This is a genomic window from Aurantibacter sp. UH7, assembly GCF_056839165.1.
The window spans coordinates 4607490-4633842 of sequence record NZ_CM166388.1 but is presented as its reverse complement, the minus strand read 5'-3'; the positions used below and the strand labels follow the sequence as shown (position 1 = coordinate 4633842).

General features: G+C 32.7%; 25 protein-coding genes. 13 read left to right on the top strand and 12 right to left on the bottom strand.

Annotation, left to right across the window (positions count from 1 at the left end; genetic code table 11):
• The first annotated feature begins 19 nt into the window (after positions 1–19).
• A complete protein-coding gene (locus UH7x_RS19735) occupies positions 20–1600 on the top strand; it encodes a sensor histidine kinase (protein WP_482361646.1) in 1581 nt (526 codons plus the stop codon).
• A 6-nt stretch (positions 1601–1606) separates the two neighbouring features.
• A complete protein-coding gene (locus UH7x_RS19730) occupies positions 1607–2320 on the top strand; it encodes a response regulator transcription factor (RefSeq protein WP_482361645.1) in 714 nt (237 codons plus the stop codon).
• 50 nt (positions 2321–2370) lie between these two features.
• Here UH7x_RS19730 and UH7x_RS19725 read toward each other — a convergent pair whose 3' ends face one another.
• Genes UH7x_RS19725 through UH7x_RS19690 form a run of 8 tightly spaced genes read right to left on the bottom strand, consistent with a single transcriptional unit; the run spans position 2371 to position 9723 of the window.
• Positions 2371–2862, bottom strand: a complete 492-nt coding sequence (locus UH7x_RS19725; protein WP_482361644.1) for a gluconokinase — start codon at positions 2860–2862, stop codon at positions 2371–2373.
• Positions 2855–3766, bottom strand: a complete 912-nt coding sequence (gene miaA / locus UH7x_RS19720; protein WP_482361643.1) for a tRNA (adenosine(37)-N6)-dimethylallyltransferase MiaA — start codon at positions 3764–3766, stop codon at positions 2855–2857. The genes UH7x_RS19725 and miaA overlap by 8 nt, the downstream gene beginning before the upstream one ends.
• The gene (locus UH7x_RS19715) at positions 3766–4599 is read right to left on the bottom strand and encodes an ion transporter (protein WP_482361642.1); all 834 of its coding nucleotides are present in this window, start codon (positions 4597–4599) and stop codon (positions 3766–3768) included. Before UH7x_RS19715 ends, miaA begins: the two co-directional genes overlap by 1 nt.
• Before the next feature lie 2 nt (positions 4600–4601).
• Positions 4602–5885, bottom strand: coding sequence for an exonuclease domain-containing protein (locus UH7x_RS19710; RefSeq protein ID WP_482361641.1), 1284 nt, complete (start codon positions 5883–5885; stop codon positions 4602–4604).
• A 41-nt stretch (positions 5886–5926) separates the two neighbouring features.
• Entirely contained in the window at positions 5927–6586 is a 660-nt protein-coding gene (locus tag UH7x_RS19705; protein ID WP_482361640.1) for a YggS family pyridoxal phosphate-dependent enzyme, read from the bottom strand.
• A gap of 41 nt (positions 6587–6627) precedes the next feature.
• Complete coding sequence (locus UH7x_RS19700) at positions 6628–7863, bottom strand: DUF1015 domain-containing protein (RefSeq protein ID WP_482361639.1); 1236 nt, start codon at positions 7861–7863, stop codon at positions 6628–6630.
• Between the two features lie 7 nt (positions 7864–7870).
• The gene (locus tag UH7x_RS19695) at positions 7871–8758 is read right to left on the bottom strand and encodes a 3-hydroxybutyryl-CoA dehydrogenase (RefSeq protein WP_482363632.1); all 888 of its coding nucleotides are present in this window, start codon (positions 8756–8758) and stop codon (positions 7871–7873) included.
• Positions 8758–9723, bottom strand: a complete 966-nt coding sequence (locus tag UH7x_RS19690; protein ID WP_482361638.1) for a Gfo/Idh/MocA family protein — start codon at positions 9721–9723, stop codon at positions 8758–8760. The genes UH7x_RS19695 and UH7x_RS19690 overlap by 1 nt, the downstream gene beginning before the upstream one ends.
• Before the next feature lie 202 nt (positions 9724–9925).
• Here UH7x_RS19690 and UH7x_RS19685 point away from each other — a divergent pair, with 202 nt between their 5' ends.
• Positions 9926–10567, top strand: a complete 642-nt coding sequence (locus tag UH7x_RS19685; protein ID WP_482361637.1) for a protein-L-isoaspartate(D-aspartate) O-methyltransferase — start codon at positions 9926–9928, stop codon at positions 10565–10567.
• Positions 10568–10589: 22 nt separating this feature from the next.
• Here UH7x_RS19685 and UH7x_RS19680 read toward each other — a convergent pair whose 3' ends face one another.
• The 3 genes from UH7x_RS19680 to UH7x_RS19670 all read right to left on the bottom strand — a co-directional run bounded on the left by UH7x_RS19680 (position 10590) and on the right by UH7x_RS19670 (position 14420).
• A complete protein-coding gene (locus UH7x_RS19680; protein ID WP_482361636.1) occupies positions 10590–12083 on the bottom strand; it encodes a mannitol dehydrogenase family protein in 1494 nt (497 codons plus the stop codon).
• Positions 12083–13804: a purine-cytosine permease family protein gene (locus UH7x_RS19675; RefSeq protein WP_482361635.1), complete on the bottom strand. Its 1722-nt coding sequence runs from the start codon at positions 13802–13804 to the stop codon at positions 12083–12085. Before UH7x_RS19675 ends, UH7x_RS19680 begins: the two co-directional genes overlap by 1 nt.
• Before the next feature lie 139 nt (positions 13805–13943).
• Entirely contained in the window at positions 13944–14420 is a 477-nt protein-coding gene (locus UH7x_RS19670; RefSeq protein WP_482361634.1) for a GNAT family N-acetyltransferase, read from the bottom strand.
• 303 nt (positions 14421–14723) lie between these two features.
• On the opposite strand from UH7x_RS19670, the gene UH7x_RS19665 reads away from it, so the two are divergent.
• From UH7x_RS19665 to UH7x_RS19635, 7 genes are all read left to right on the top strand, one after another.
• Positions 14724–15125, top strand: a complete 402-nt coding sequence (locus UH7x_RS19665; protein ID WP_482361633.1) for a response regulator — start codon at positions 14724–14726, stop codon at positions 15123–15125.
• A 76-nt stretch (positions 15126–15201) separates the two neighbouring features.
• Positions 15202–15744 carry a heme NO-binding domain-containing protein gene (locus UH7x_RS19660; protein ID WP_482361632.1) on the top strand — a complete coding sequence of 181 codons (543 nt, stop codon included), beginning with the start codon at positions 15202–15204 and terminating at the stop codon, positions 15742–15744.
• Positions 15737–17332: a PAS domain-containing sensor histidine kinase gene (locus UH7x_RS19655; RefSeq protein ID WP_482361631.1), complete on the top strand. Its 1596-nt coding sequence runs from the start codon at positions 15737–15739 to the stop codon at positions 17330–17332. The genes UH7x_RS19660 and UH7x_RS19655 overlap by 8 nt, the downstream gene beginning before the upstream one ends.
• Positions 17329–18462, top strand: coding sequence for an FIST signal transduction protein (locus tag UH7x_RS19650; protein ID WP_482361630.1), 1134 nt, complete (start codon positions 17329–17331; stop codon positions 18460–18462). The genes UH7x_RS19655 and UH7x_RS19650 overlap by 4 nt, the downstream gene beginning before the upstream one ends.
• On the top strand, positions 18462–19520 hold the full coding sequence (locus UH7x_RS19645; protein WP_482361629.1) for a sensor histidine kinase: 1059 nt from the start codon (positions 18462–18464) through the stop codon (positions 19518–19520). The genes UH7x_RS19650 and UH7x_RS19645 overlap by 1 nt, the downstream gene beginning before the upstream one ends.
• A 3-nt stretch (positions 19521–19523) precedes the next feature.
• The gene (locus UH7x_RS19640; RefSeq protein ID WP_482361628.1) at positions 19524–19841 is read left to right on the top strand and encodes an Hpt domain-containing protein; all 318 of its coding nucleotides are present in this window, start codon (positions 19524–19526) and stop codon (positions 19839–19841) included.
• A gap of 2 nt (positions 19842–19843) precedes the next feature.
• A complete protein-coding gene (locus UH7x_RS19635) occupies positions 19844–20554 on the top strand; it encodes a LytR/AlgR family response regulator transcription factor (protein ID WP_482361627.1) in 711 nt (236 codons plus the stop codon).
• A 438-nt stretch (positions 20555–20992) separates the two neighbouring features.
• On the opposite strand, the gene UH7x_RS19630 is transcribed toward UH7x_RS19635, so the two are convergent.
• The gene (locus UH7x_RS19630) at positions 20993–23053 is read right to left on the bottom strand and encodes a tetratricopeptide repeat protein (protein ID WP_482361626.1); all 2061 of its coding nucleotides are present in this window, start codon (positions 23051–23053) and stop codon (positions 20993–20995) included.
• A gap of 482 nt (positions 23054–23535) precedes the next feature.
• Here UH7x_RS19630 and UH7x_RS19625 point away from each other — a divergent pair, with 482 nt between their 5' ends.
• From UH7x_RS19625 to UH7x_RS19615, 3 genes are all read left to right on the top strand, one after another.
• The gene (locus UH7x_RS19625; RefSeq protein WP_482361625.1) at positions 23536–24675 is read left to right on the top strand and encodes a response regulator; all 1140 of its coding nucleotides are present in this window, start codon (positions 23536–23538) and stop codon (positions 24673–24675) included.
• A gap of 132 nt (positions 24676–24807) precedes the next feature.
• Positions 24808–25110: a hypothetical protein gene (locus tag UH7x_RS19620; RefSeq protein WP_482361624.1), complete on the top strand. Its 303-nt coding sequence runs from the start codon at positions 24808–24810 to the stop codon at positions 25108–25110.
• Positions 25111–25147: 37 nt separating this feature from the next.
• Entirely contained in the window at positions 25148–26350 is a 1203-nt protein-coding gene (locus tag UH7x_RS19615; RefSeq protein ID WP_482361623.1) for an MATE family efflux transporter, read from the top strand.
• Positions 26351–26353 lie beyond the last annotated feature (3 nt).

Genomic DNA, 26353 nt, shown 5'->3' with positions numbered 1-26353 from the left:
TTTCTAAATTTACACTCAGATGAATAAGAGGTTGTTTGTGCTTTTGGTGATTTTGATGAGCCTCTCGTTAATTGGAATCATCTTCGTTCAGGTTTTTTGGATTAAGAAATCGATTGAAGATAAAGAAGATCAGTTTTCAAATACGGTGTCGGAGGTAATCAATCGAGTTACTGATAAGATTGAAAAGAGAGAACAGAAAAATTATTCTGACCGCTATTTTAATTTAAAAGATAGCGTTGGTGAGTTAAAAAGTTCTCAATTAAATAATATTTTATTTATTGACCGCGATGAAAATTCGAATGAAATACGCTTGTATCAACATGGTATTTTAGAAGAAGATTATAACATCGCATCTACGTTCTTTGATTTTGGTAATGGTAGTGATAGCAGTACTATTAGGAATTTTACTAGTAAACGAACAACTACAATTTTAAGAGAAGATTTTGATTTGGATGGAAATCGAATGCGATTGAGTCCTGTTCAAACTTTACAAAAAATTGGAGGGTTATCTTCTATAGAGAAGGCACAGTGGGAAGATATGTTTAGTGAGATTGCTAAGAAAGTTCCGGTACACAAGCGGGTTTCAACTCAAGAAATTGAGTTGTTATTAGAACGTGAACTGGAGAATCGCAATTTAGATGTTGCTTTTGAGTATGGTATCTATAGTAAAGGTTTACCGACAAAAATAAAATCGCGAAAGTTTAAACCGACTGAGTCAACGTCGTACGAAGCTCCTATTTTTAGAGATGGTGAGGGGAATACAGATTTTTCATTGTTGATTAATTTTCCTAAAAAGGAAGGGTTTTTATTCAGTGAAATACTCGGTATGGCATTTTTGTCGTTCTTATTTACTTTAGTAATTCTCGTGGCTTATGCAGGTGCTATTTATCAACTTATTCGACAGAAGCAGATTTCTGAAATAAAATCGGATTTCATAAATAATATGACGCATGAGTTTAAAACACCTATTGCGACTATTAATTTGGCCGTTGAAGCAATAAGAAACCCAAAAATAATGGGTGATAAAGAAAAAACCTTACGCTATTTAGAAATGATTAAGGATGAGAATAAACGAATGCATGCTCAAGTTGAAAATGTATTGCGAATCTCTAGATTGGAAAAAAATCAACTAGATATTAGTAAGGATAGGGTAGATGTACACGACATAATAACAGATGCAATTGCACATGTAGAATTAATAGTTGAGGATAGAGGCGGTTATATAAAAACGCATTTAAATGCTACTAGATCAGAAGTTTTAGCGAACGAAATGCATTTTACCAATGTAATTGTAAATGTGTTGGATAATGCAGTAAAATATTCTCCTAAAGCGCCTAAAATAGATGTTTATACGGAGGTTGCCAATACTAGTATTATAATAAAAATTAGAGATCAAGGAGCCGGAATGAGTAAGGCTGTATTGAAAAAAGTATTTGAGAAATTTTATCGGGAACATACCGGTAATATACATAACGTAAAAGGCCATGGTTTAGGTCTGTCGTACGTAAAACGAATTATAGATGATCACCAAGGTGAGGTGTATGCAGAAAGTGAAAAGGATAAAGGAAGCACATTCTTCATAAAATTACCGTTAATTTAGAAAATTATGGAAACAGTAAACAAAAAGATTTTATTAGTTGAAGATGATCCAAACTTTGGCATTGTACTAAAAGATTATCTATCGATGAATGATTTTGACGTCACATTGGCGAAAAATGGAATGGAAGGGTTTGAGAAATTCAAGAAGGACAACTACGATGTATGTATTCTTGATGTTATGATGCCTTACAAAGATGGATTTACTTTAGCGAAGGAAATTCGCGAGAAGAATGAAGAGGTGCCAATTGTTTTCTTGACGGCTAAAACCATGAAAGAAGATGTATTAAAAGGTTATAAAGCAGGTGCAGACGACTACCTTAACAAACCTTTTGATTCTGAGGTATTGTTAGTGAAGCTTAGGGCTATCATACAACGTAAATCATCTAACACACTAGCGGATAGTAAGAAGTTTGAATTTGAAGTGGGTAACTTCCATTTAAACTCTAAACTAAGATTCCTAAAGTATAAAGACGAAGAAACTATTAAACTATCTCCAAAAGAGAATGATTTATTACGTTTACTCGCTTTACATGAGAATGATTTAATGCCTAGAGAATTAGCTTTAACAAAAATCTGGCGCGATGATAACTACTTTACTTCAAGAAGTATGGATGTATACATTGCAAAGCTTAGAAAGTATTTAAAGCGTGATGATACAGTAGAAATATTGAATATTCATGGTGAAGGTTTCCGTTTAGTTGTGAAAACTGAAAGTGAATAGAAAATATTGGAATTATATGGAGAGGCATTTCACTTGTGGAATGCCTTTTTTTATTTTACTTGTTTTAAAACATTCGCAACAATTTCTTCAGGTGTTCCAATAATAGAAACCACAATTGCATTCTTTGGCGGTTCAAGGGTCTCAAATTGAGACTTTAATAGTCCTGCTGGCATAAAATGACCTTTACGTGCCTGCATTCTTTCGTTTATTTCATCAAAAGTTCCTTCCAAATAAACGAATTCTACAGTGTCTTTAATTGATTCGCATAACGTAACTCTATATTTTTCTTTAAGAGCAGAACAAGCAATAACTGCACCTTTAGGGCTATGTTCAATTGCTAATTTATTTAAAGCTAGCAACCAAGCTTGTCTATCCTCATCATTTAATGGATGACCTTTCGACATTTTTAGTACGTTTGATTCTGGGTGAAAATCATCTCCATCAAAATAAGGTAAGTTTAATTTGTTTGCCAAAAGTTGACTTATAGTAGACTTGCCACAACCCGAAACACCCATAACTATGTAAACATTGTGATTACTCATTTATTTTGTTTTTAACCTTTAAAACAATTTCGTTAATATCATATTCAAAATCAACCCAAACCGTGTCTTCATTTTTCTTAAACCAGGTCATTTGCCTTTTAGCAAATCTACGCGTGTTCTTTTTAATCTCTGAAATAGCAAAATCAAGCTCCCAAGTCTTATCAAAATAATTAAATAACTCTTTGTAACCTACTGTCTTTAAGGCATTTAAATCTTTGTGTTTTAATAGTGATTCGGCTTCGTTTAATAAGCCAGCTTCCATCATTAAATCAACCCGATGGTTTATTCTGTCATATACTATTTCTCGTTCCGCTTTTATGCCAACTGTTATTATATTAAAAGGTCTTTTTTTCTTTTTCTTGTTTAAAAAAGAAGAATATGGTTTACCGGTACTAATACATATTTCTAATGCGCGAACTAAGCGATGCGGATTGTTTAAATCAATTCTATTGGCATGCTTTGGGTCTCTCTCCTTTAATTCTTCCTGTAGTATTGTTATGCCTTCTTTTTTTAATCTGCTATTTAATTCGTTGCGAATCTCTGGTGGTACTTCCGGGAATTCGTCTAAGCCTTTAGTAATGGCGTCAACATAAAGTCCACTGCCTCCAACAAGAATTAATATATTGGTTTTCTTAAATAAATTACTTATCAAGGCTAAACCTTCTTTTTCAAAATCGCCAACCGAATAATTCTCAAAGATACTTTTGTGTTGAATAAAATGGTGCGGTGCTGCTGCTAATTCTTTAATTGACGGAACGGCAGTACCTATCGACATTTCTTTATAAAACTGCCTAGAATCGGCAGAAATAATAGCTGTATTAAATTCTTTTGCAAGAGAAATGGCTAATTTGGTTTTACCAATAGCAGTTTGCCCAACAACAGAAATAAGCGTTTTATTGCTCATTAATCTTCTTCTAATTTACAACCACATTTTCTGCAATATTCAGCATCCATTCCCATTATATGTGTGCCACAGTCGCGACAAGAACTACCTTTTATCTCTTTGTCTTTGTCGTCTTTAGAAGCATATTCTGCTGAAACAATGCCAGTTGGTACGGCAATTATCCCATAACCTATAATCATAATAAAGGTTGCGATAAACTGACCTAAAGCTGTTTCTGGTGAAATATCACCATAGCCGACGGTTGTAAGTGTAACAATGGTCCAATAAATACTATGCGGAATACTCTCGAAACCATGTTCTGGGCCTTCTACTAAGTACATTATCGTACCTAATAAAACAGCGACAATGAGAACAAAAAATACGAATACGAATATTTTGGTACGACTTGCTTTTAGGGCGCGGACCAGGTTATTAGATTCCCCTACAAAACGCACAAGTTTTAAAATTCTAAATACTCGTAGTAAACGCAATGCTCTAAAAGCTGTAATGTATTGAGATCCGATAACGAAATACGATAGATACTTTGGTATTGTTGAAAGCAAATCTATGATGCCAAAAAAACTAAAAACGTACTTTTTTGGCTTGTTGATACAGATTATCCGCAATATGTATTCTATGGTAAAAAGAATGGTTACTACCCATTCCGATATATCTAAAAATCGATGGTATTTTACATCAAACCTCGGTAAACTTTCAAGCATTACAATGATTACACTGTAAAGAATTAAAACCAATAATAGGATATCAAAAAGCTTACCAGCCGGGGTATGCGTGCCATAGATTATCTCATGTATCTTAGCTCTCCAACCATGTTTTTTAGCGCTTGTTTCCATTATTATGGATTTAATTCAACAATCTTGTGGCTGCCTTTTTTTCGTAGGTGCGACATAATAAAATGATTGGTGTTTGCATCACCTTTTGCAGGTGTAATAATTGATTCTAAGATATGAATATTATTTATTTGATGGTTTAATTCGCAATAACCATATCCCTTATAAACTCCGTCTTTAATATATACAACACTTTGTTCCCCTATTTCGCGACCTTTATCAATAAGTAATATGGAGCGATTTCCAATACTATATCTTAAAAGTATAGCCTCAATCTCAGCATTATATGCCGTAATATTTTCTTTGCTAGTAGTAATTTCATTACTTACTTTTTGCAAGAAACTTGCGCCAGACTCAGTACCATTAAAAGTAATAATAGGTTTAGAGTTCTTATAAAGCACATTCATTTTTATTTGTAATACACCATTATCATCTTTCTCTTTATAGATGCCGTGTGTAAATAGCTTTCCTTTTGGCTGGTTATATCTTGGACGAATTCTCTTTAATTCTTCATATTCTTTTAGTTGTGCAATAAGATCGCTGCCAGTTTTTTCAAATGTTACTTTGCGCGTTTCTTTTTGGAGTTTCCTAGCTCTTGCTCCTGGTTTTATAAACTGCTGATTTACTCTTTTTTTAATATTACTTGACTTTGACAGATAAATGATTTCACCATCTTTATTGTGCATATAAAATACACCAGTAGCACTAGGTAATCTTTCAACTATATCTAACAAACGATCTGAAAGTTCACCCGTACTTGCTTCTCTTAAAACCGTTTTTATGATTACTTTTTCAGAATCTTTTGCTAATAAAAGTTTAAACAATTTTAAGGTTGCTAGAGCATCACCATTTGCACGATGTCTATCACTTACGGCTATACCTAATGAACGAACTAGCTTTCCTAAACTATGTGATTCAGCCTCTGGTAGTAATTTTTTTGATAAATCAACGGTGCAAATTGTTTTTCTTTCGTAGTCATAACCAAGGCGTCGAAATTCTGTTCTTAATATTCTATAATCGAACTGGGCATTATGTGCTACGAGTACGGTGTCTTCTGTAATTTCAACAATACGTTTGGCAACTTCATGAAATTTGGGTGCAGAATGCAACATCTTATTATTGATGCCAGTTAATTTAACAACAAACGGTTGTATGTCTTTTTCTGGGTTAACAAGACTTATGAATTTATCTACTACTTCATGGCCGTCGAATTTATGAATGGCAATTTCAGTGATGCCTTCTTCATTATATTTTCCTCCGGTTGTCTCTATATCAAGAACTGTGTACATATATTTTTTATCAGACAGCAAGCTTCTTTTGCCGCTTAAGTCTAGTGGTAATTTCTCGAACCAAAGATACTACTTCCCACGCGGATCATTGTACTGCCTTCTTCAATAGCTATTTGATAATCGCCACTCATACCCATTGAGAGTACAGAAATACTTGGTATTGTGTTTTTTAGAGCGTCAAATATAACTTTCAATCCTCCGAATTCTTTTCGCACTTGCGATTTATTATCGGTAAAAGTAGCCATACCCATTAGCCCAACTATTCGAACATTTTCTAAATTATTAAGCTCTCCTGAAGTAATAATTTCCTCAATTTCTTTTTTATCCAATCCAAATTTGGTGTCTTCTTCCGCAATGTGAATTTGAAAAAGGCAGTCGATTACTCGATTATGTTTTTTTGCCTGTTTGTTTATTTCTTGCAACAAACGTAAGCTATCTACTCCATGAATTAACGAAACAAATTCGGCCATGTATTTTACTTTGTTACGTTGTAAATGACCAATCATATGCCACTCAATATCTTTAGGTAACGTTTCCCATTTTTGAACCATTTCTTGAACCTTATTTTCACCAAATACTCTTTGGTCAGACGCATAAGCTTCTTCGATAGCTGAGTTGGGCTTTGTTTTAGATACGGCAACCAACATTACATTTTCAGGTATATTTTTACGAATTTGAGCTAGATTATTTTTTATGGACATTTTTAAATTTTAATAATAAATTAATCAATAAAAGATGCAAGTTACAATTCATAAATGGCGATGCCACTACGCAGCTTAGGTTCTATATAAGTACTTTTTGGAGGCATTACTTGTCCAGCATCAGCAATAGCTTTAATTTCAGAAATGGTTAATGGCATCATGCTAAAACCAATTGCGAATTTACCTTTATCAATTTCATCTTTCATTATAGCAATATTGTTTTTACCATAACCATAAGCAATGCGCTTATCCTTTCTTAAATCTTTTAAATTTAGAATAGGTTCTAGAATTGTTTTGTAAAGAATTTGTGTGTCTAAAGTACGTAACGAATTGGTTAAAGAATAATTTTTTTCTAGCAGGGTAAGTGAATAAAAATCACCAGCTAAATACATGCTAAATTGATGTTTTTTATTTGGCTTAAATATATTACTTCCTTTGTTTTCTATAATAAATACTTTGGCTAGCTTAGCAAGGAACTCTACTTTACTTAAACCATTTAAGTCCTTAATTTTACGATTGAATTCATAAATTTTAATTTCTGATTCGGGAATTAAAAAACTCATGAAATAATTATATGGTTCTTTTCCCGTATGGTTTGGATTGGCAGCCTTCGACATTTGTGCAAATAAATTCGATGATGCACTTCTATGATGACCATCTGCTATATATAGCGCATCGATTTTCTTGAATTCGGCTTCCATTTGAATTTTGACTTCCGTATTGGAAACAACCCAAAGTTTATGACTAACATTATCTCTAGTTGTAAAATCATATTCAGGTGACTTTGTTTTTTCCTTTTCAATTATATTGGCAATAGCATCATTATCTTCATATGTCACTAATACTGGCTCCGCATTAAATTCGACCGTTTTTAAATATTTCGCGAACAGTTCTTCACGACGCTGCAATGTAGCTTCATGTTTCTTAATAATGTCGTTTTGGTATTCAGCTATACTTGCACCACAAAGAAGTCCGCAACAAACAAAGTCATCTTTTTGAATTTGATACAGATAAAAACAATCTTGCGCATCCTTTAGTAAAACATTATTGGCTAAATATTCTAAATAAATTTGATGTACTAGTTTATAACGTTCTTGACCTTTAAAAATTCGAGAATGACGATACCCAGGATTTATGATATGTAAAAACGAAAACGGATTGAAGGCTAGTACAGCATTTAATTCTTTTCGTGAATATTCTTGATATGATCTTGAAGCAACGAATGCTACTTTATCCTTAGCAGGTCGTATTGCTTTAAAAGGTTTTATTATAGCCATTAAGGAGCTAGTTGAATTGTGAAGAAACTATTTCTGCTTTTTTTGAACTGGAATAATCATAAAAACCTTCACCAGATTTAACGCCTAATTTGTTCGCCATTACCATATTAACAAGTAGGGGACAAGGGGCGTATTTCGGATTTTTAAAGCCGTCATACATTACATTTAATATTGATAAACAAACATCAAGACCAATAAAGTCAGCTAATTGTAAAGGACCCATAGGGTGTGCCATTCCCAATTTCATTACTGTATCAATTTCTGAAACTCCAGCTACCCCGTTGTATAAGGTTTCAATAGCTTCATTAATCATCGGCATTAAAATGCGATTGGCAACAAAACCCGGATAATCATTAACTTCTGTTGGCGTCTTTCCTAATTTTTCGGAAAGTTGCATTATTGTTTTTGTAGTATTATCCGAAGTGCTATAACCTCTAATAATTTCTACTAACTGCATTATAGGTACCGGATTCATAAAATGCATGCCTATTATCTTATCTGCTCTTTTAGTTACCGCTGCTATTTGTGTAATAGATATAGACGAAGTATTCGAAGCAAGAATAGTTTGCGTATCACAAAGCGAGTCTAACTCCTTAAAAATTTTCAATTTCAAATCTAGGTTTTCAGTAGCAGCCTCAACAACTAGATCAACACCTTTTACGCCATTCGCTATGGACGTATGTTTTGTAATTTTATCTAGCGTGGCAAGCTTATCTGCTTCCGAAATTTTGTCTTTTGCAATCATTCGGTCTAAGTTTTTGTTAATTATAACCAAACCCATATTTAATGCTTCTTCAGAGATGTCTATTAAGTTTACCTCAAATGCATTTTGTGCAAATACATGGGCTATTCCGTTGCCCATTGTGCCTGCTCCTATGACCGCTATTTTCATAATTATTTTTTAAAAGAATCTATAATTCTTAGTGCAACTTCTAATGCTTTTGCACCCTGCTTTAGAGATACTACTGGTGTGGTATTATTTTCAATTGCATCTGCAAAAGCTTCTAATTCGTCTTTAATAGCGTTGTTCGTTTCAATCTCAGGATTCTCAAAGTATATCTGTTTTTTCTCCCCTTCGGCATTTTGTAAAACCATATCAAAATCACCAACTTCATCGGGCGCATCTTTCATTTTCACAACCTCTACTTTCTTCTCTAAGAAATCGACGGCTATGTACGCATCTTTTTGAAAGAAACGAGATTTACGCATGTTCTTCAAAGAAATTCTACTGGCCGTTAAATTTGCTACACAACCATTTTCGAACTCGATTCTTGCATTGGCTATATCTGGCGAATGGCTAATAACTGAAACACCACTAGCATTAATTTGAGCTACTTCTGAATCTACAACACTTAGGATAGCGTCTATATCATGTATCATTAAATCTAAAACAACAGGAACATCTGTTCCTCGTGGATTAAACTCAGCAAGCCGATGCGATTCAATAAACATTGGGTTGTTTATCTTTCCTTTTACTGCACTAAAGGCAGGATTAAAACGCTCAACATGGCCCACTTGCCCTTTTACATTATACTCTTTTTCTAATTTTAAAAGTTCTTTTGCTTCTTTGGCAGTATTGGTTATAGGTTTTTCAATAAAAATATGTTTGCCTTTTTTTATTGCTTTTTCTGCACACTCAAAATGAGAAAGAGTAGGGGTTACAATGTCCACAACATCGACTGCATCAATTAGGTTATTGATGTTGTCAAAATAAGTATAGCCAAATTCATCGGCAACTTTTTTCCCATTTATTGCATCAGCATCATAAAATCCAACAAGATTATATTTGTCCGATTCGTTAAGTAAACGCAAATGAATTTTACCTAAATGACCGGCTCCTAAAACACCAACTTTCAGCATAAGTATATTTTTATTCAAAAATAGGGAATAGTTGGTGGATTAGAAATATGACTAAATAGCTAATGCTTAGTGAATAAGAATTATTTGACTCTAATTAAGTACTAGTAATGGATAATAAAAGGAAAATTAACTTGTCTTTTACCGTTTTCTGTTTGTAAAAATTTAATTTTCTTCGCTAACTTTACAATCCAAAACCAAACCTTTGAAGGATACTTTAAAACACAGTGGCATGCGTAATAAATTAGCAGAAGTGCTAATTGAAAAAGGCATAGTCGACAAGAAAGTTCTTGATGCCATTCGTAAAATTCCACGGCATTTTTTTATGGATAGCAGTTTTGAAGGCCATGCCTACCAAGATAAAGCTTTTCCTATCTCAGCAGGACAAACCATCTCACAACCTTATACAGTTGCATTTCAATCGGAACTATTAGAAGTAAAACCAGGTCAGAAAATTTTAGAAATTGGTACAGGCAGTGGTTACCAAACAGCTGTACTTTTATTATTGCGAGCGCAAGTATATTCTATAGAACGTCAATTGGAACTTTTTAAAAAAACAAAACTCTTTTTTAAGAAGATGGGGTATCGTCCTAAACAATTAATTTTTGGTGATGGCTATAAAGGTTTGCCGAAAGAGGCTCCTTTTGATAGTATAATAGTTACAGCCGGAGCTCCTGAGACCCCGAAAGCATTATTAGGACAGTTAAAAGTTGGCGGACGTTTGGTTATTCCTGTAGGAATAGAAGACCAAATTATGACACTTTATGTGCGTACATCTGCAACAGAATTTGAGAAAAAAGAATTCGGTAATTTTAGATTTGTTCCACTTTTAGAAGATAAAAACTAGGTTTCGATTTTTTATTAGCTTTTTAGCCTTCGGTTAGAAGTTGTTTCATAATTACTTTGATGTTTTTAGTTTCATAAACCTCTTTAACCAATTTGGAATAAGTACTGGTGAAACGTGTATCATGTGCAAGATTTCCAAAAAGCGACTCTTGTTTTATAAATGCTAAGGAGTCTTGATTGGTAAGTTTTGCGGCTTCATGCAATTCGTTAGATTTTGCATCTATTATTTCAATTGGATTTCCGTTTTCATCTACAGTTTTATCATGATAATAACACCATGCAACTATTACTAAGGTTGCTAAAGTAATATTACCACCGGCTGCTAAATTCTCGTGGATTGTTGCAATCAAAAACTTTGGCAATTTTGCAGAACTCTCAGAGCAAATTCTTGCGACGCTATCTTTTATATTCGTATTAGCAAAACGTTCTTCTAAACTGTCTTTATAATCCTTTAAATTAATTCCTTTTACTTCATCAAGTACAGGACTTGCTTCGGTGTCCATGAACGTTCTTAAGTAAGACACAAACAACGGATCTTCCATACAGGCATTTATTGTTTGATGCCCATGGATGGAACCCAAAATTCCGAGTACTGAGTGCCCTGCGTTTAGCAATCGAAGTTTCATTTTTTCGTAAGGTTTTACATCAGGCACAAATTGCACGCCAACTTTCTCTAATTCTGGTCGCCCATTAGAAAAATTGTCTTCAATAACCCATTGTATAAAAGGCTCACAGGTTACCGGCCATTCGTCTTGTAATGAAAATGTATCACTTAAATATTGAATATCTGAAGGTGTGGTTACTGGTGTGATTCTATCCACCATACTATTCGGAAAGCATACCTGCGTAGCAATCCATTTGGCTAACTCCGGATCTTGTTGTTCTGCAAAAGCTAAAACCATTTTACGCGCTACATCGCCATTGTGTTCAATATTATCGCAAGACATAATTGTAAATGCCGGTAGGTTTTCATCACGTCGCTTCCTTAAAGCTGCCGTTAAAAAACCATATACCGTTTTCGGTTCTTGCGGATAATTTAATTCGTGTTGAATGTCTTTATTCTCAAAATTAAATTCTCCTGTAACTGCATTAAAATTATATCCACCTTCGGTAATAGTTAGTGATACAATTTTAGTATCTGTATTTGCCATCTTTTCTATTACACCATTAGGATTATCAACTCCCAATTCAAAATCAATTATAGCACCTAAAACTTCAGAATCGACATCACCGTTGGGGTGTTTTATAATTAAGGTATATAGACTGTCTTGCTTTTTAAAAATATCATATATTTTTCTATCACCTTCTCGTAAACCAACACCGCAAATTCCCCAATCGACAGCACCAAATAGTTCTTGTAATTGATTCATGTAGTATGCCTGATGTGCTCTATGGAAACCGCCAACCCCAATATGCACAATCCCAACTTTAATAGCTTCTCTATCGTATGGCGGAACTTTTATTTTTTCTTTAAGTTTCCCTAAATTGTTTTGTCTTAACTGTATAAGATTCTTCATTATAATGTAGGTTTTTTTGGTTTGCCTCGTTGTAAAGCCCAATATGCTGTAACAAAATATATAAGAGTGCAAATAAATGCATAGGTGTAAAAGGTATCTCTGTTGGCGATATACTCACTTTCATCTGCCGACCCAAACATAACTTTTATAGCTAAAATTAATGTAATTACTAAAACAGAAATTGATACAACTTTAAGTAGTTTCGAGAAGTTACTTTTATCTTTTATATGTACTATTTCTTCTTTAGCTTTTTGTTCTTGAAACTTTACAATATTTTCATTACGAACTTTTTCATTTTCTACTTCTTTGGGGTATTTTTCTTTTGCCCCGTATTGCCCCGCTAGTAATGTGTAAATTATAATAGTGAATACCCAAGTCGGTAAGAATAGATAAAAGAACGACATCACATTTAAGGCGTTAAGACCAAATCCGAATATTAAACCTAAGGTCCATGACGCAACGGCCGGCGTACTAAAAGTTAGTTTTTTATAGGAAGACCAATAACGTGTGTATCCAATTCTAGGAAATATTTGATGCTCTGCAAATACAATAGCTCCGACAGGAACAACTAATAAACCTGCATAAGTTAACAATGGTAATATTTGTGAGAATACAAATGGGAAACAAGCAATTACAATTGTTACTAGCCCTACAACTATAGTGGTTTGTTTTCTTGAATGGTTATAGAAAACTGCTTGGGCGGCCAAACCTGCTCTGTAAAGATTAGTTATAGCGGTGGTCCATCCTGCCACAATAACTATTACAAAACCAGACCAACCTAAAGCATAATAGGCAACATCACCTGGATCTAATTCTACAATAGTTTTTCCAATAATTACAGCAGCACCTGCTCCCATAATACCTGCAGCAATCCAAGCTACATAATGGCCAAACATCATCCCTGTACTAGTTGCCAAGCCGTATGATTTCTTTTTAGCAAATCGTAATAGGGCCATATCAATGAGTCCAAAATGGGTAATGGTATTTGCAGCCCAGGCAAAACCAATTACTTCAATTAAACCGATTCCAGGTTCTCCATTACTGTCAATACCTGTCCATATAGATTGATTACCTAATGCGATAAAATCACTCATACCACTGGGTAATGTTTTATTAAGAACATCTAAAGATAATGCAGGCATAAGTACCATTGCACCACTGGTAAACATTACAAAAAGCCAAGGGGCACAAATACCCGAAAATTCTGAAACAGCCTTAAAACCATACAAAGCAATCGATACTACGACAATACCTACAACAAAAACAATAACAATAAACCATAGGTTTGTTGGGTACCAATTTAGTTGCGCTGGTATGTCGAAGGCAAAACGAACAGCAGTTGAAGAAACAGTAATCATGGCTGCTGAAATCACCGAGAAAATTATAATATTAGCCCAATTGTAAAGTTTGGTCATAGAATCACCAGCAATCTTATTAAGGTAAGTGTATAGACTTAGTCGAGTGTCTACAGCTATAGGTGAAGTAATAAACGTCCAACTGAGAACTGCTAAAATGTTACCAATTAATAAGCCTAGTAGAATATCTTTTGTTTGGGCGCCTAATGCTACAAAAGTAGCTCCAATCACAAATTCAGTAGCTGCAACATGCTCAGCAGCATAGAGACCTGCAAAATGAGTCCAATCATGTAATTTGTGTTTTGCAACGGGTAGTTGCTCTTCTTCTAAGTTCTCGAACTGCTCATTTGAATTGTTATAATCCATTTATTTAAGTTAGTTGGTTAAAATGTATTTGATGTAATGAGCACATCAAAACTGTGAAAATAGTTGATTTTTCAATTTAACTAATTCTATTTTATTTCAGGGTGTTTCTAAAATTTATTTAGATTTAAAGGAGCTAGCATTAAAGATTTTTAACCATCCAAATGTTACAGGAGGTATGCCCGGAGTCACCCAAAGGTTTATCAAGATGAACAAACCCTGAATTTTCATACATCTTTATTGCGCTCGAAAAGTGAGGTAGGCATTCAAGATACATTTGGGTGTATCCAAAATCTTTTGCCGATTTTATATTATATTCTAAAATCTGAAGTCCCCATCCATTATTTCTTGCTTTAGGAGAAAAATAAAACTTGACTAGCTCCACACAATTCTCTGGCAAGCCTTTGGTTGGATAAATTCCACAGCAACCCAATACTTGGTTATCTTGTTCAATTACCCAAAGTATTGATTTTTCTTGTTCAAATAATTTATACAAGCTATCGGTCGTGGGATCCGAATATACAGTGCCTACTTTTGGAGCATTATATTCAACGAATATTGCCTTAATAATCTTCGCAAGTGATTTATTATCAGCCGCTAAAATTTCTCTTATTATCATATTTTATTCCTTCTCAATTCAGATGGTGCTCATTTTCGTTTAAAGAAACGCATTTTCGGATTCTTTCAAATCTAATAAATGAGATTTTAACTTAATAGTATAGCTGATTTCAATTGAAACTCCTTAAATCAATTTGATATAGCATATCAAAAATGCAGTATATATTGCTTTTTTGTCTGTTTTTGTGAATCCTTAACCGTCCGAAATAAACCATTGGTCGACAGTAAATCTCCATTCGTCTACACTTCTAAATCTAATTCTTCGTTATTGTAGAATATTGCACCACAACAAAACCTAAGTGCTATGAATATATTATTTATTGAAGATGATGCTATTGAAACAATGAAATTACTACGAACTGTTTCAAAATTAGAATGTAAGCATAATATAACTGAAGCTAAAAATGGCGAGGAAGCTTTAAATATCTTAAAATCGGATGCCGATTTACCAGATATTATCCTTTTAGACCTAAATATGCCTAAGATGAGTGGAATAGAATTTTTACAGATTCTTAAGAATGATGATGTATTAAAATATCTACCTACAATTATATTGACAACATCTGAAAATAGAGCAGATCTTTTAGAATGTTATAAAATAGGTATTGCTGGATACGTTCTAAAGCCCTTAAAATATGAGGATTACGAAACTAAAATTAGAAAAGTTCTTGAGTATTGGGAAACTAATGAAGTGGTAAAGGCATAAGAAAATAGCCATTTCACAACAAAAATTACTTTGAAAGTAATACATTTCCTACTTTTATTTTAAATTTAACTAGATAATGAAAGGAATTGTTTTTACTGAGTTTTTAGAAATGGTCGAATCTTCTTTCGGACTTGAAATTACCGATAATATTATTGAAAATTCTGATTTAGCTTCAGAAGGTATTTATACTTCAGTAGGTACTTACGATTTTAATGAAATGGTTAGTCTAATTACAAGTTTAAGTAATGAGGTTAATATACCCGTAAGTGATTTGATATATACTTTTGGTCTGTATTTGTTTAATAGCCTTGCTAGTGCACACCCAGAGGTAATAAATAGTTATAAATCTCCATTGTCTTTGTTATATTCTATTGAAGACCACATACATGTTCATGTTAAAAAGTTATATCCCGAAGCTGAACTTCCAACATTTAAAATTTTAGAGAAAACGGATAACTCTATTTCAATGATATATTCATCTTCCAGAGGTTTATATCGTTTGGCAGAAGGTTTAATGCAAAAATGTTTCGAACATTTTAATGGTAATGCTACTATAGTTTACGAATTATTAAAGGAGGATGGTACTGAAGTAAAATTTGATGTTACTCAAAATGGATAGCAAAGAAGTACTCTTACTTAAAAAAGCATTAGAGCGTCAGAAAAAAGCACGCGTTCAAGCTGAACAAATCTTAGAAGCTAAATCTAAAGAATTGTATGATGTTGCACATCATTTAAAAGAAACCAACGCGCGATTAGAGAGTTTAATTTGTACAAAAACAACGGATATTGATGGTGCATTTGTAAATATTATTGATCCTTATGTGGTTATGGATTTACAATTTAATGTTATATCTATGAATTCTTCGGCGAAAGAATTTTTTGGATACAAGTCTGGTGAAGAATATGTAAACTTATCGCAATTAGTTCATCCCGATTATTTAGAGTACAATATAAATTACATGCAGAATTTACTTCAGTATGGTACTTTTAATAAATATGAGTCTAAATTAATACTTAAAGATAAATCCGTTAAACTCGTTCAAATAAATGGGAGTTTAATTTACGATAAAGATAAAAATCCAATTGCAGCCCAAGGAATTGTTAGAGATATTACAAGAGAAACAGAAATTAAGCATTTGTTATCTGCTCAAAAGAAACAACTTGATATTATAGTAGAAAATTCACCATTAGGTATTGTACTTACAAATGCTGGTAGAATAATACGGTCTAATAAAACTTTCGAAAAATTAATAGGTTATACCGAACTAGAGTTAAAAAACTTATATGTAAGTGATATTTCTGTGCCAGAAGATATTGAACAATCTAAGGAACTAATTAATAAAATGCAATTGGGCGAGATTGATAATTTTACTTTATCAAAAAAATATACCTGTAAAAATGGTTCGTATTTATGGGCTAAAACTTCTGTTAATGTTTATAAAAATGATGATGATATAGATTACCAAGTTGCAATGATTGAAGATATTAGTGCACAACATGATCTTGAAATAGAAAGAAAGCAACTACTAGAAGATTTAGAAAAAAGTAATAAAGGATTACAAGAATATGCTCATATAGTTTCGCATGATTTAAAATCACCATTGCGCAGTATTAGTGCGCTGGCAACATGGCTTTATGAAGATTATAAAGATGTTTTAGACGAAAACGGAGTAAGCCAATTGCGCATGATGCAGGAGAAAGTTGAATCCATGGATAAACTTATTGTTGGTATCTTAAAATATTCTACTGTTAATAGTGATACAGTAAATAACACCAATGTAGATGTAAATGAAGTTATTAAAGAAATAACAGATATTATTTACATTCCGGAGCATGTACAGGTGAAAATCGTTAAAAAATTACCTACACTTTTTGCAGATAAAACTATGATTCATCAATTGTTTCAAAACTTTTTAAGTAATGCTGTTGTGCATATTGAAAAGGAAGTAGGCTTGGTAAATATAGATTATACAGAAACTTCAACACATTGGCAATTTAGTATCGAAGATAATGGAGTAGGAATACCTAAGGAGTATCACGAAAAAATATTTAAGATTTTTCAATCGGTAGGTGATAATGAACGCTCAACTGGTATTGGTTTGTCAATAGTAAAAAAAGTTATCGACTTATATGAAGGAGAAGTGTGGTTAGATAGTGCACCAGGTGAGGGTACAACTTTTTATTTTACCTTAAAAAAACAATCATGAAAATAGATCAGGGGGTTAAGGAGAAGAACAAACAATGGAAATTTGTAGATTCTCGTAAAGAATTAAAAGAACCTTTGGTTTTAGTTTTCGGTAATAGATATGCGCTAGAATCTGAAAGTATTTATCAAGAAATAAAATCATTGTATCCGGAAGGACATATTGTTTTTGGTACTACCTCTGGTGAGATTTTGGAAAGTCGGGTTTATGACGACAGCGTAGTTCTTACGGCCATCGAATTCGAAAAAAACAGCTTTAAAGTGGTACGAGAAAATATGACTACTTTCGATATGGATGTTGAGGCTTTAGGAAGAAGTTTAGTAAGTAAACTTCCGAAAGAAAATTTAAAACATGTTTTTATAATTTCAGAAGGAACTAACGTAAATGGTAGCGGATTAATTAAAGGCATTGAAGAGAGCCTAGACGCTCAGGTTTCTATATCAGGAGGACTTTGTGGTGATGATGCGCGCTTTGAGCGCACTATGGCATCTTACAACCAAAACCCAAAAGAAGGAGAAGTGGTTGGGATTGGATTTTATGGTGATACCTTAGAAATTACCAGTGCCAATTTTGGAGGGTGGACAGGTTTTGGTCCTGAACGCACTATCACCAAATCTAAGAATAATATTTTGTATGAATTAGACGGAAAACCTGCTCTTGATTTATATAAACTCTATTTAGGCGATAAAGCAAACGACTTGCCAGAAGCAGCACTTTTGTTCCCATTAAGTGTACAAAAACCAAATAGTAAAGAAGTAATTGTTCGAACAATTTTAAATATTGACGAAGCTAATAATGCCATGATTTTGGCAGGTGATGTTCCTGAAGGTTCTAAAGTACAATTAATGATGTCAACCGTTGATGATATTGCAGAAGGTGCTTCAGTAGCTGGTGATTATGCTATGAGAGATAGAAAAAATGAACCTGAACTAGCCTTATTAGTTAGTTGTGTAGGTAGAAAATTAGTTTTAGACCAGCGTACCGAAGAAGAAGTTGAAGAAGTAATTGGTAGTATAGGATCTAATGCAAAAATTGTAGGGTTTTATTCTTATGGAGAATTGGCACCTTTTGCCGGGCAGAAAGAGTGTAAATTACACAACCAAACAATGACTTTATCTCTATTTAGTGAATAATGCATAAATTATTAGCCAGACAAATTCGGAAATTCTTGCCTACGCAGTGGGCTGAGCAGGAATCTATAGCCAATTTTTTAGAGGCTATTAGTAAGTCTTATGCTGATAATGATTCTAAACTTGAAATAGTACAACGCTCCACTGTAATAAGTTCGCAAGAACTTTCTGAAGCTAATGAGGTCTTGAGAGAGCGAGCAGCATCACAAAAGAAAGTAATAGAATCATTAGAGCGTTCGATAGCTTCATTAAACCCAAATCCTAATAAGGCTTCTCATGGTGAAACTGAAGAGCATTTGTCGTACGAGCCTCTTGTATTAGCAAAAAAACTTGAAGAACAAGCATCGGAAATAAATAGAATATCTGAAGAGAAAGATTTGCTGCTAAAGAATTTGGAAGAACGTAATGAGGCATTAAATAATTATGCTCATATGGTTTCTCACGATTTAAAATCTCCAATGCGTAATATTAATTTTCTTATTGGATGTATTAAGGAAGATGATTTCGAAAATTTCTCTGAGCAAACAAAAGGTAATTGTCAGATTATTAGTGAGAATTTAGAAAAGATGGATGCCTTAGTAGATGGTATCTTAAAACATGCTACAATTACCAACCTTGAGGAAAAGGAAGTTTTAGTTGACGTTAAGGAATTACTAGATGAGTTGATAAAAACAATTTATGTTCCGGAAAATATTAAAATTGAATATTCAGAATCTTTACCAACTATTTTAATCGGTAAATATAAATTAGAACAGTTGTTTAAAAATCTTCTGCTAAATTCTATAAGTGCCACCGAAAGTAATCCGAACGGACTTATTAGAATAGATGCAAATGAACTAAAAGAGGCTTGGAAGTTTGCTGTCTCTGATAACGGAAAAGGAATTGCTAAAAAATATCAAGAAGATATATTTAAAATGTTTAAGAAACTTGAAGATGATTTTAAAGCTACAGGAATAGGATTGGCATTGGTAAAGAAAATTGTCAATTCATATAGCGGCGAAGTATGGTTGAATTCAGAAGAAGGGCAGGGGGCAACGTTCTTTTTTACAATTAAAAAATAAATTATGGAAACTCCGAATATAAAATACATAAATGAACTTGCAGGTAATGATGAACCCTTTAAAATTAAGTTCATTGAGATACTGAAAATGGAATTTCCTGTTGAAAAACTGGAGTACCTTGAAAATATAAAAAACAAAAGAACTGAAGAAGGTTCACAGAACGTTCATAAATTAAAACATAAGTTTAATATTCTTGGACTTGAAGAAAGTTATCGCTTGGCTGTAATTTTTGAAGAGGAATTACGTTTAGGAAATGACAGATTGAAAAGTGAGTTTGTTAAAATTCTAGATAAAATAGAAGAATATCTAAAAACTATTTAATTATGAATTGTATTATCATTGATGATGAGGCTACAGCGAGAGCCGTAGTTAGTCAGCTTTGTTCAAAAGTACCTGAATTAGATGTAATTCAGGAATTTGATAATGCAATAGAGGCTATTAAGTTTTTAAACCAACAAAATATAGATATCATCTTTTTAGATATTCACATGCCTGGTTTTAGTGGTATAGATTTAGTACAGACCATAAAAAATCCACCCAAAATTGTTTTGACTACTTCAGATACAAATTTTGCCATAGCATCATATGAATATGAGGCTATTGTTGATTACTTATTAAAACCAATAACCTTTGATCGTTTTGAAAAATGTATAGAAAAGGTAAAAAAAGAACTCTCTAAAAAATCGAATACGCCACAATCGACCGATAAGAACATTGATGTTAATGAAGATTTATACATAAATATTGATCGTCGGTTAATTAAGCTTAAGTATAATGATATTTTAGTAGTTGAAGCTCAAGGTGATTATATTGAGGTTAAGACTATAAATAAAAATTTTCGCGTACATACTACCTTGAAAAATATTAAAGACAAATTACCCGATAACATCTTTTTACATATTCATAGGTCTTACATTATTAATTTTACTAAAATTATTGATATTGAAGATAACAGCGTGTTAATTGAAAAGAATGTTGTTCCAATTAGCCGCTCTAATCGACCTGAACTTATGCGTCGATTAAACTTGTTATAAATCATTCTTCCTTAGTCATTTACCATTCATCTATAGTAATTGTTTGCTGGTCTATAGCACTCGATTTAGGATGTTATTCTATTATATATTTGAAGTATACTAAAGAAAAATATAACCTTAAATCTATACATTATGAAAACTTTCCTACTTGTTCTTATTTTGAAAGCTATGGTAACCGGACTTAAAACAGTTATTAGTACAGTAGTTGTTGGTACGGCATTAGCAATGGCAGGGATGCTTTAAATCTAATGACATAAATAAATGGGCTCAAACCCCATTGTTTCCCTTTTATTTTTTTTGGGTTCGGGGGAAACATTGTCAAACTAAAAAAAACAACCATATGTAATATATGGTTGTTTTTTTATGCTCTTTTTTTGATGATGGATAAACTAGGAAAGCATTTTCTTATAGCCTTTTAAACAAGTAAATCTGATTTTGTTAATTCTGAATTTTATTGAAGAACAATGGTTTTTTAAGAAATAACCATTTTACTTTAAGTCCTATTTCAGTAAATTCAAACCCAGCAGCAGTCGCTGAAGCGATGTTACTATACTTACCATAAATGCTACCACTTAACCGTTTAGAAAATTGATGTTTTAATGCAATTTCTGCCCTAAAAATAGCAGTATAAGGGTCTTCTTCAACTTTTTGAAAACCTGTAGCGGCACTAGCCATATATGTTGTTTTTTCTGTTATTTCACCGCGTATATCAGCAAATAATTCAAAGGCTTGATATTTTTCGGGACTAAAATAAATGGTAGGGACTTGATTTTTAAATGTAATATATTGATAATTTAATCCCATCTTTAAAGCTGGTTTTTGTGAAAGGGTATAGTACAGTGATGTAAATAATAGGTTTCGAACATTATCATCACTTTGTTGGGTGTGCATTAATTGTGTATACCAACCAAAATTTACATTAGTTCCTAAATTATAATTCAATCCATAGTGGTGTTGCACAATTTCACGCTCTATTAAATCTGCATTAAAATTTTGTACTTCTCTTTGATACCCAAGAGTTAGATTTTGCAATTTAAAAGGTTGCATCATTAATTTTACATCTAATACGGGTTGCGTATAGGAATCTGTAGTAAAGCTGGAATTGTTTAGCCCCACCACTGCTTTTAAAATTGTTTTAGGTAATAACTTATATTGTAGTCCACCTAAAAGTACGTGCGACTGTGCTTTGTTACCAGAAATACTGTTTTCAGTGGTACGATAAAAGTAAGAGACTGTAGTTCTAAATTTAGTGGTGAATGGAACGTCAACGGTTGTATTGGTGAAAAATGCAGCATTTTTACCATTGTCAAAGGTATAAGCTACATGTTCTTCTATTGTTGGAGTATGCATTAAATTGAGTTTCTCAATAAATCCTAATGCATCTTTTTGGTTGTCGTAATAATTAAGTGTGTTGTAAGCAGATTTATATGCTGGTATAATTAAGTCTGCAGCAAATAACGCATTAGCCTTACCTAGATTTCCGTCAAACGAAGTACTGTCATTTACCAGTATTCGATTGTAACTTTTCACACTTGTTTTTGAATCACCAGTATACAGGCCTAATGTTGCCCTTAATGCATGAATCCAATTCTTATTAGAGTTTTCTTGTTCTAAACTATCAATTTGTTTTTTAGCTGAAATAAATTTTCGATTCCATATTAACGCTTGAACATATCTATCATAAGTACGTTCAGTGAGCTCAGTATCTTCAATATTACATACCTTAGACTTTGATAATTCAGCTACTTCTAAAGCTTTTTTATCTGCCTCACCAATATGCTCTGCCAGTGCTATACCGTTTAATGCTGTTATAGAGTCTTTCGGTGAAGTAGCAAAACGTACATAGGTTTTTTTAGCACTTTTTACATTCTTAGTAATAAGATATAAATTAGCTAGATTTAAAAGAACATCTTTATCTTCAGGAAAATCTATAAAGATTTCTTTTAAGGTAGTTTCGGCTTTCGAATAATCTTGTTTATTTACAAATTCATTGGCATAGCCTAAGCGCATATATTTTCGTGATATTTTAGCATTATCGTTCTCAGGATCAAGTTTTAATGCATCTTCAACTATTTTTAAGGCCTCTTTATACTCTTTTAAATTGCTTAGCGTATTGGCATATCCTAAAACTGCTGCAAATTTATCGGGATTTTCTTTTACCATTTGTGCATACAGAGGTTTGGCTTCCGCATATTTCTTGGCCCATAAAAAAGACTCATTATAGTTAATAGCTACTTCAAAATCACCTGGGTACGATTCCAATAACTCTGCGAATAGTTTAGTTGCTTTAGTAGGCTCACCACTTAAACCCACAGCACGACCATAACAAAGCTTGGCAGTTTTGTTTTCAGGTTCAATTTTAAGGTAGTCATTAAAAAAAGACTCAGCCTGCTCAAAATCTCCTTTTTCTAGGAGTGAAAATCCTTCTTGCATGTCATTCTGAGAACTAACTTCTATAAATGAAAGCATAGCAAAAAGAAATAGATAAAAACGAATCATAAATTAGTGAGATTTTTACTACAAATACATAACGCTAATTGTTTGTATTTATTAGTGTTTAATTCATGTCGTAAAGGTAAAAGGGAAGAATCTGCTTTGGAAGTAGCCAATTTACCAACCATCTATAGATAATTGCAATCGAACGACTTCAATCAAATTTCTCATGTAATGTTAATGATATTTGCCTAACGAAAATATAATTTAAGTCTTGTAAATAGAATTTTAAGTTCCCCCGAGTGGTTGTTTAAGGGTAATTATTTCCTTAAAAAGATTTGATTACCCAAACAACTTTTAATATGTAAAAATAACTGTGTATTTCATCGAAAATACAGGTGTTTCAGCAATAATTAAGCTCAGTTGCGTTATTAGTAAGAATATACCTACATTATTTCAGGTTTATACAATTGCGCCAAATATCGCTTTTATATTAATTCATAAAAAATAAAGATTACACAAATCAATTTCTATATAAAACCTCAACTATGAAGATTTTAACTATTGACGACCAAGAATTAATTCTACTTTCAGTAGATAAGCGACTTAAAGAATTAGGCTATACTGTTGAGACGGCTAATTCTGGTGAAATAGGAATTGAACTTTTTAATTCATTTAAACCCGATTTAGTATTAGTGGATATAAATATGGGTGATATGTCCGGACTTGATGTTGTAAAGCATATTCGTGCTCATGAAACTGAAAAGACTCCGATTCTTATAATGTCTGGTAATACTGAAGAAAAAATCATCATGGATGGTTTTGACCTTGGCATCGATGATTATATGAAAAAACCTGTCAGTCTTGACGAAATGGCAGCAAGGATAAAAAGACTAATAGGAGTTCCTGAGACCGAAACTAACGTTGAAAGCTCTAACGATACTCAAATGCTGCAAAAAAATGTGGTTGGTGTTGTAATCCCTTGTTATAACGAAGAAGAGCGTTTATCCAGTGATGATTTTAAGGATTTTGCAAACAGAAACTTGGGATATCACTTGTGCTTTGTTAATGATGGATCTACAGATAATACTTTAAAAGTACTTGAGGAACTTAGAAAAGGAAATGAAAACAATATTAGTGTCTACGATTGTAAAAAGAATGGTGGAAAAGCTGAAGCTGTAAGACAAGGGATGCTTCATTTATATAAAGACGAACAATTTGATTGTCTAGGTTTCTTAGATGCAGATTTGTCTACAGATTTTAGAGATTTTGATGATTTGGTAAAAACCTTAGATGAATCTAATTATAAAATTGTTAGCGGTTCTAGAATGAGTAGAATGGGCGCCGATATTACTAAAGAGTCCGCACGTAAAATTATAAGTATGACTATAAATTTAATCATACGCTCAATATTAAAAATGCCTTTTAATGATACGCAATGTGGAGCAAAAATAATGGAGCGCGATATAATCCCAATGCTTTTCACAAAACCTTTTATTACCAAATGGATATTTGATGTAGAGATATTTATGAGAATGCGTAAACATTATGGCAAAGCAAAAGTACAACAGTTAATTTGTGAGCAACCTTTAAAACGTTGGATACATGCTGATGGGTCTAAGCTTTCGATGAAAGATTCTGTAAAAATTGTCGGTCAGTTAGCTAAAATAGCTATCTCTTACAGGTAATAATTAAATAACAATTCTTTTGAATTCACAGTCTATTTGGATTTAAAAATGACCGGTAAAATTGTAGTTTATTTTGACTCCATTTATTGCGAAAAATTAACGAATTAAACTCTTAATCTTAATTATATTATTATGGCATTACAAGTAAAAAAGAAAAATCAAATGTTGGAAGTTTTGGGAGAACTTACTTCTGAAAATACGCTAATCTTAAAGCAACATCTTGATAATTTCTTAAATGAATTTGATAATGTTATACTCAATTTAGAAAATGTTACAGTATTAGAAGAGAGTAGTGCAATAACAATGGAACAATTGTATCTAGATTATATCCAAAAAAGTAAAGGAATTCTGATAATCGGGAAGCAAAACAAGAATATTACCGAAATTATGAAGCAAACGAAAACCTCATATATTTTGTGTAATGACCGCGCTTAAACTGGTATTAAAAAAAGTTTCTCCCCAACAATTATTTATGGGTAGTGCTCTCATTGTTAATGGGGGTAACTATTTATATAATTTATTATTAGGTCGTTTGTTAGGTCCTGAAGCTTTTGCCGATGCGGCTTTACTTGTAACGCTATTATTAGTGTTGTCATTTGTAGGGATGACTTTTCAACTTGCAACTACAAAATTTGCTGTTCTTTTTTCTGGTGATAGTTGGTCCGCCTTTAAAAATACAATTTATAAGTATGCTTTAATATTTGGTCTTTTTACAGGTATAGTTATTCTCCTTTTTTCAAAATCACTTCAAGAGCTTTTCCACACGCAAAATCATTGGATGTTCGTAATATTTGCGATTGGAATACCACTTTACTTTGTAATGAGTGTGAACAGAGGAAGATTTCAAGGAAAACAAGAATTCACCAAATTAGCTGGTACCTACCAAACAGAAATGTGGAGTCGTTTAATTTTGACTTTTGTATTCCTATGGTTTATTCCATTACAACCTGGAATTTTAATAGCGCTCGGTATCGGAATATCTTTTGTATTTGGTTTGATACCCTCAGACTTAAAATCGATAAATCTTTTTTCAAAAAATCAATTAGTTGGAGACGATCTTAAACAAGTCTGGATTTTTATAGGATTAACTGTTGGTTATGAACTAACACAGATTATTATTAATAATAGTGATGTGCTTTTGGTAAAACATTTTTTTAATGCTGTAGATGCAGGACTTTATTCATCATTAGCATTAATAGGTCGTGTAGTATATTTTGTAGCATGGATGTTTGTTATGCTTTTAATGCCAACGGTAATGCAAAAGCAAAAAGATGGTGAACCAACAGCTCCAGTACTTTTTAAATATGTTTTCTTTATTGGAGGTTTGTCTGCACTTATTGTGGTTGTATGTTATTTAATGCCTGAGACTATCATAACATTAATGTTTGGCGATGCTTATATTTCTGTAGCTCATTTATTATGGCAATATGCCTTAGCCACTTCATTATTTGCAATCTCTAATATTTTTGCATACTATTTTCTTTCATTAAACCAATATGCACCGGTAGTTTTATCTGGTGTATTAGGATTATCTCAAGTCTTCCTAATTATAATTTTTCACAGTAGTCTAGCTATAGTTGTTCAAGTACAAATTCTTGCAATGGTATTACTATTGGTAGCTCAATTATTATTCTTTGTTTTTAAGAATTTCAATATTCAAAAAAAATCTATATAACCA

Bases quoted from the DNA above. Each gene is read 5' to 3' on its own strand.
- UH7x_RS19715 (WP_482361642.1), bottom strand. From the start codon at position 4,599: ATGGAAACAAGCGCTAAAAAACATGGTTGGAGAGCTAAGATACATGAG.
- UH7x_RS19700 (WP_482361639.1), bottom strand. From the start codon at position 7,863: ATGGCTATAATAAAACCTTTTAAAGCAATACGACCTGCTAAGGATAAA.
- UH7x_RS19635 (WP_482361627.1), top strand. From the start codon at position 19,844: ATGAATTGTATTATCATTGATGATGAGGCTACAGCGAGAGCCGTAGTT.
- UH7x_RS19615 (WP_482361623.1), top strand. From the start codon at position 25,148: ATGGGTAGTGCTCTCATTGTTAATGGGGGTAACTATTTATATAATTTA.
- UH7x_RS19665 (WP_482361633.1), top strand. From the start codon at position 14,724: ATGAATATATTATTTATTGAAGATGATGCTATTGAAACAATGAAATTA.
- UH7x_RS19680 (WP_482361636.1), bottom strand. From the start codon at position 12,083: ATGAAGAATCTTATACAGTTAAGACAAAACAATTTAGGGAAACTTAAA.
- UH7x_RS19630 (WP_482361626.1), bottom strand. From the start codon at position 23,053: ATGATTCGTTTTTATCTATTTCTTTTTGCTATGCTTTCATTTATAGAA.
- UH7x_RS19735 (WP_482361646.1), top strand. From the start codon at position 20: ATGAATAAGAGGTTGTTTGTGCTTTTGGTGATTTTGATGAGCCTCTCG.
- UH7x_RS19670 (WP_482361634.1), bottom strand. From the start codon at position 14,420: ATGATAATAAGAGAAATTTTAGCGGCTGATAATAAATCACTTGCGAAG.
- UH7x_RS19650 (WP_482361630.1), top strand. From the start codon at position 17,329: ATGAAAATAGATCAGGGGGTTAAGGAGAAGAACAAACAATGGAAATTT.
- UH7x_RS19625 (WP_482361625.1), top strand. From the start codon at position 23,536: ATGAAGATTTTAACTATTGACGACCAAGAATTAATTCTACTTTCAGTA.
- UH7x_RS19705 (WP_482361640.1), bottom strand. From the start codon at position 6,586: ATGTCCATAAAAAATAATCTAGCTCAAATTCGTAAAAATATACCTGAA.
- UH7x_RS19690 (WP_482361638.1), bottom strand. From the start codon at position 9,723: ATGCTGAAAGTTGGTGTTTTAGGAGCCGGTCATTTAGGTAAAATTCAT.
- UH7x_RS19620 (WP_482361624.1), top strand. From the start codon at position 24,808: ATGGCATTACAAGTAAAAAAGAAAAATCAAATGTTGGAAGTTTTGGGA.
- UH7x_RS19660 (WP_482361632.1), top strand. From the start codon at position 15,202: ATGAAAGGAATTGTTTTTACTGAGTTTTTAGAAATGGTCGAATCTTCT.
- UH7x_RS19675 (WP_482361635.1), bottom strand. From the start codon at position 13,804: ATGGATTATAACAATTCAAATGAGCAGTTCGAGAACTTAGAAGAAGAG.
- UH7x_RS19655 (WP_482361631.1), top strand. From the start codon at position 15,737: ATGGATAGCAAAGAAGTACTCTTACTTAAAAAAGCATTAGAGCGTCAG.
- UH7x_RS19730 (WP_482361645.1), top strand. From the start codon at position 1,607: ATGGAAACAGTAAACAAAAAGATTTTATTAGTTGAAGATGATCCAAAC.
- UH7x_RS19710 (WP_482361641.1), bottom strand. From the start codon at position 5,885: ATGTACACAGTTCTTGATATAGAGACAACCGGAGGAAAATATAATGAA.
- UH7x_RS19725 (WP_482361644.1), bottom strand. From the start codon at position 2,862: ATGAGTAATCACAATGTTTACATAGTTATGGGTGTTTCGGGTTGTGGC.
- UH7x_RS19645 (WP_482361629.1), top strand. From the start codon at position 18,462: ATGCATAAATTATTAGCCAGACAAATTCGGAAATTCTTGCCTACGCAG.
- miaA (WP_482361643.1), bottom strand. From the start codon at position 3,766: ATGAGCAATAAAACGCTTATTTCTGTTGTTGGGCAAACTGCTATTGGT.
- UH7x_RS19640 (WP_482361628.1), top strand. From the start codon at position 19,524: ATGGAAACTCCGAATATAAAATACATAAATGAACTTGCAGGTAATGAT.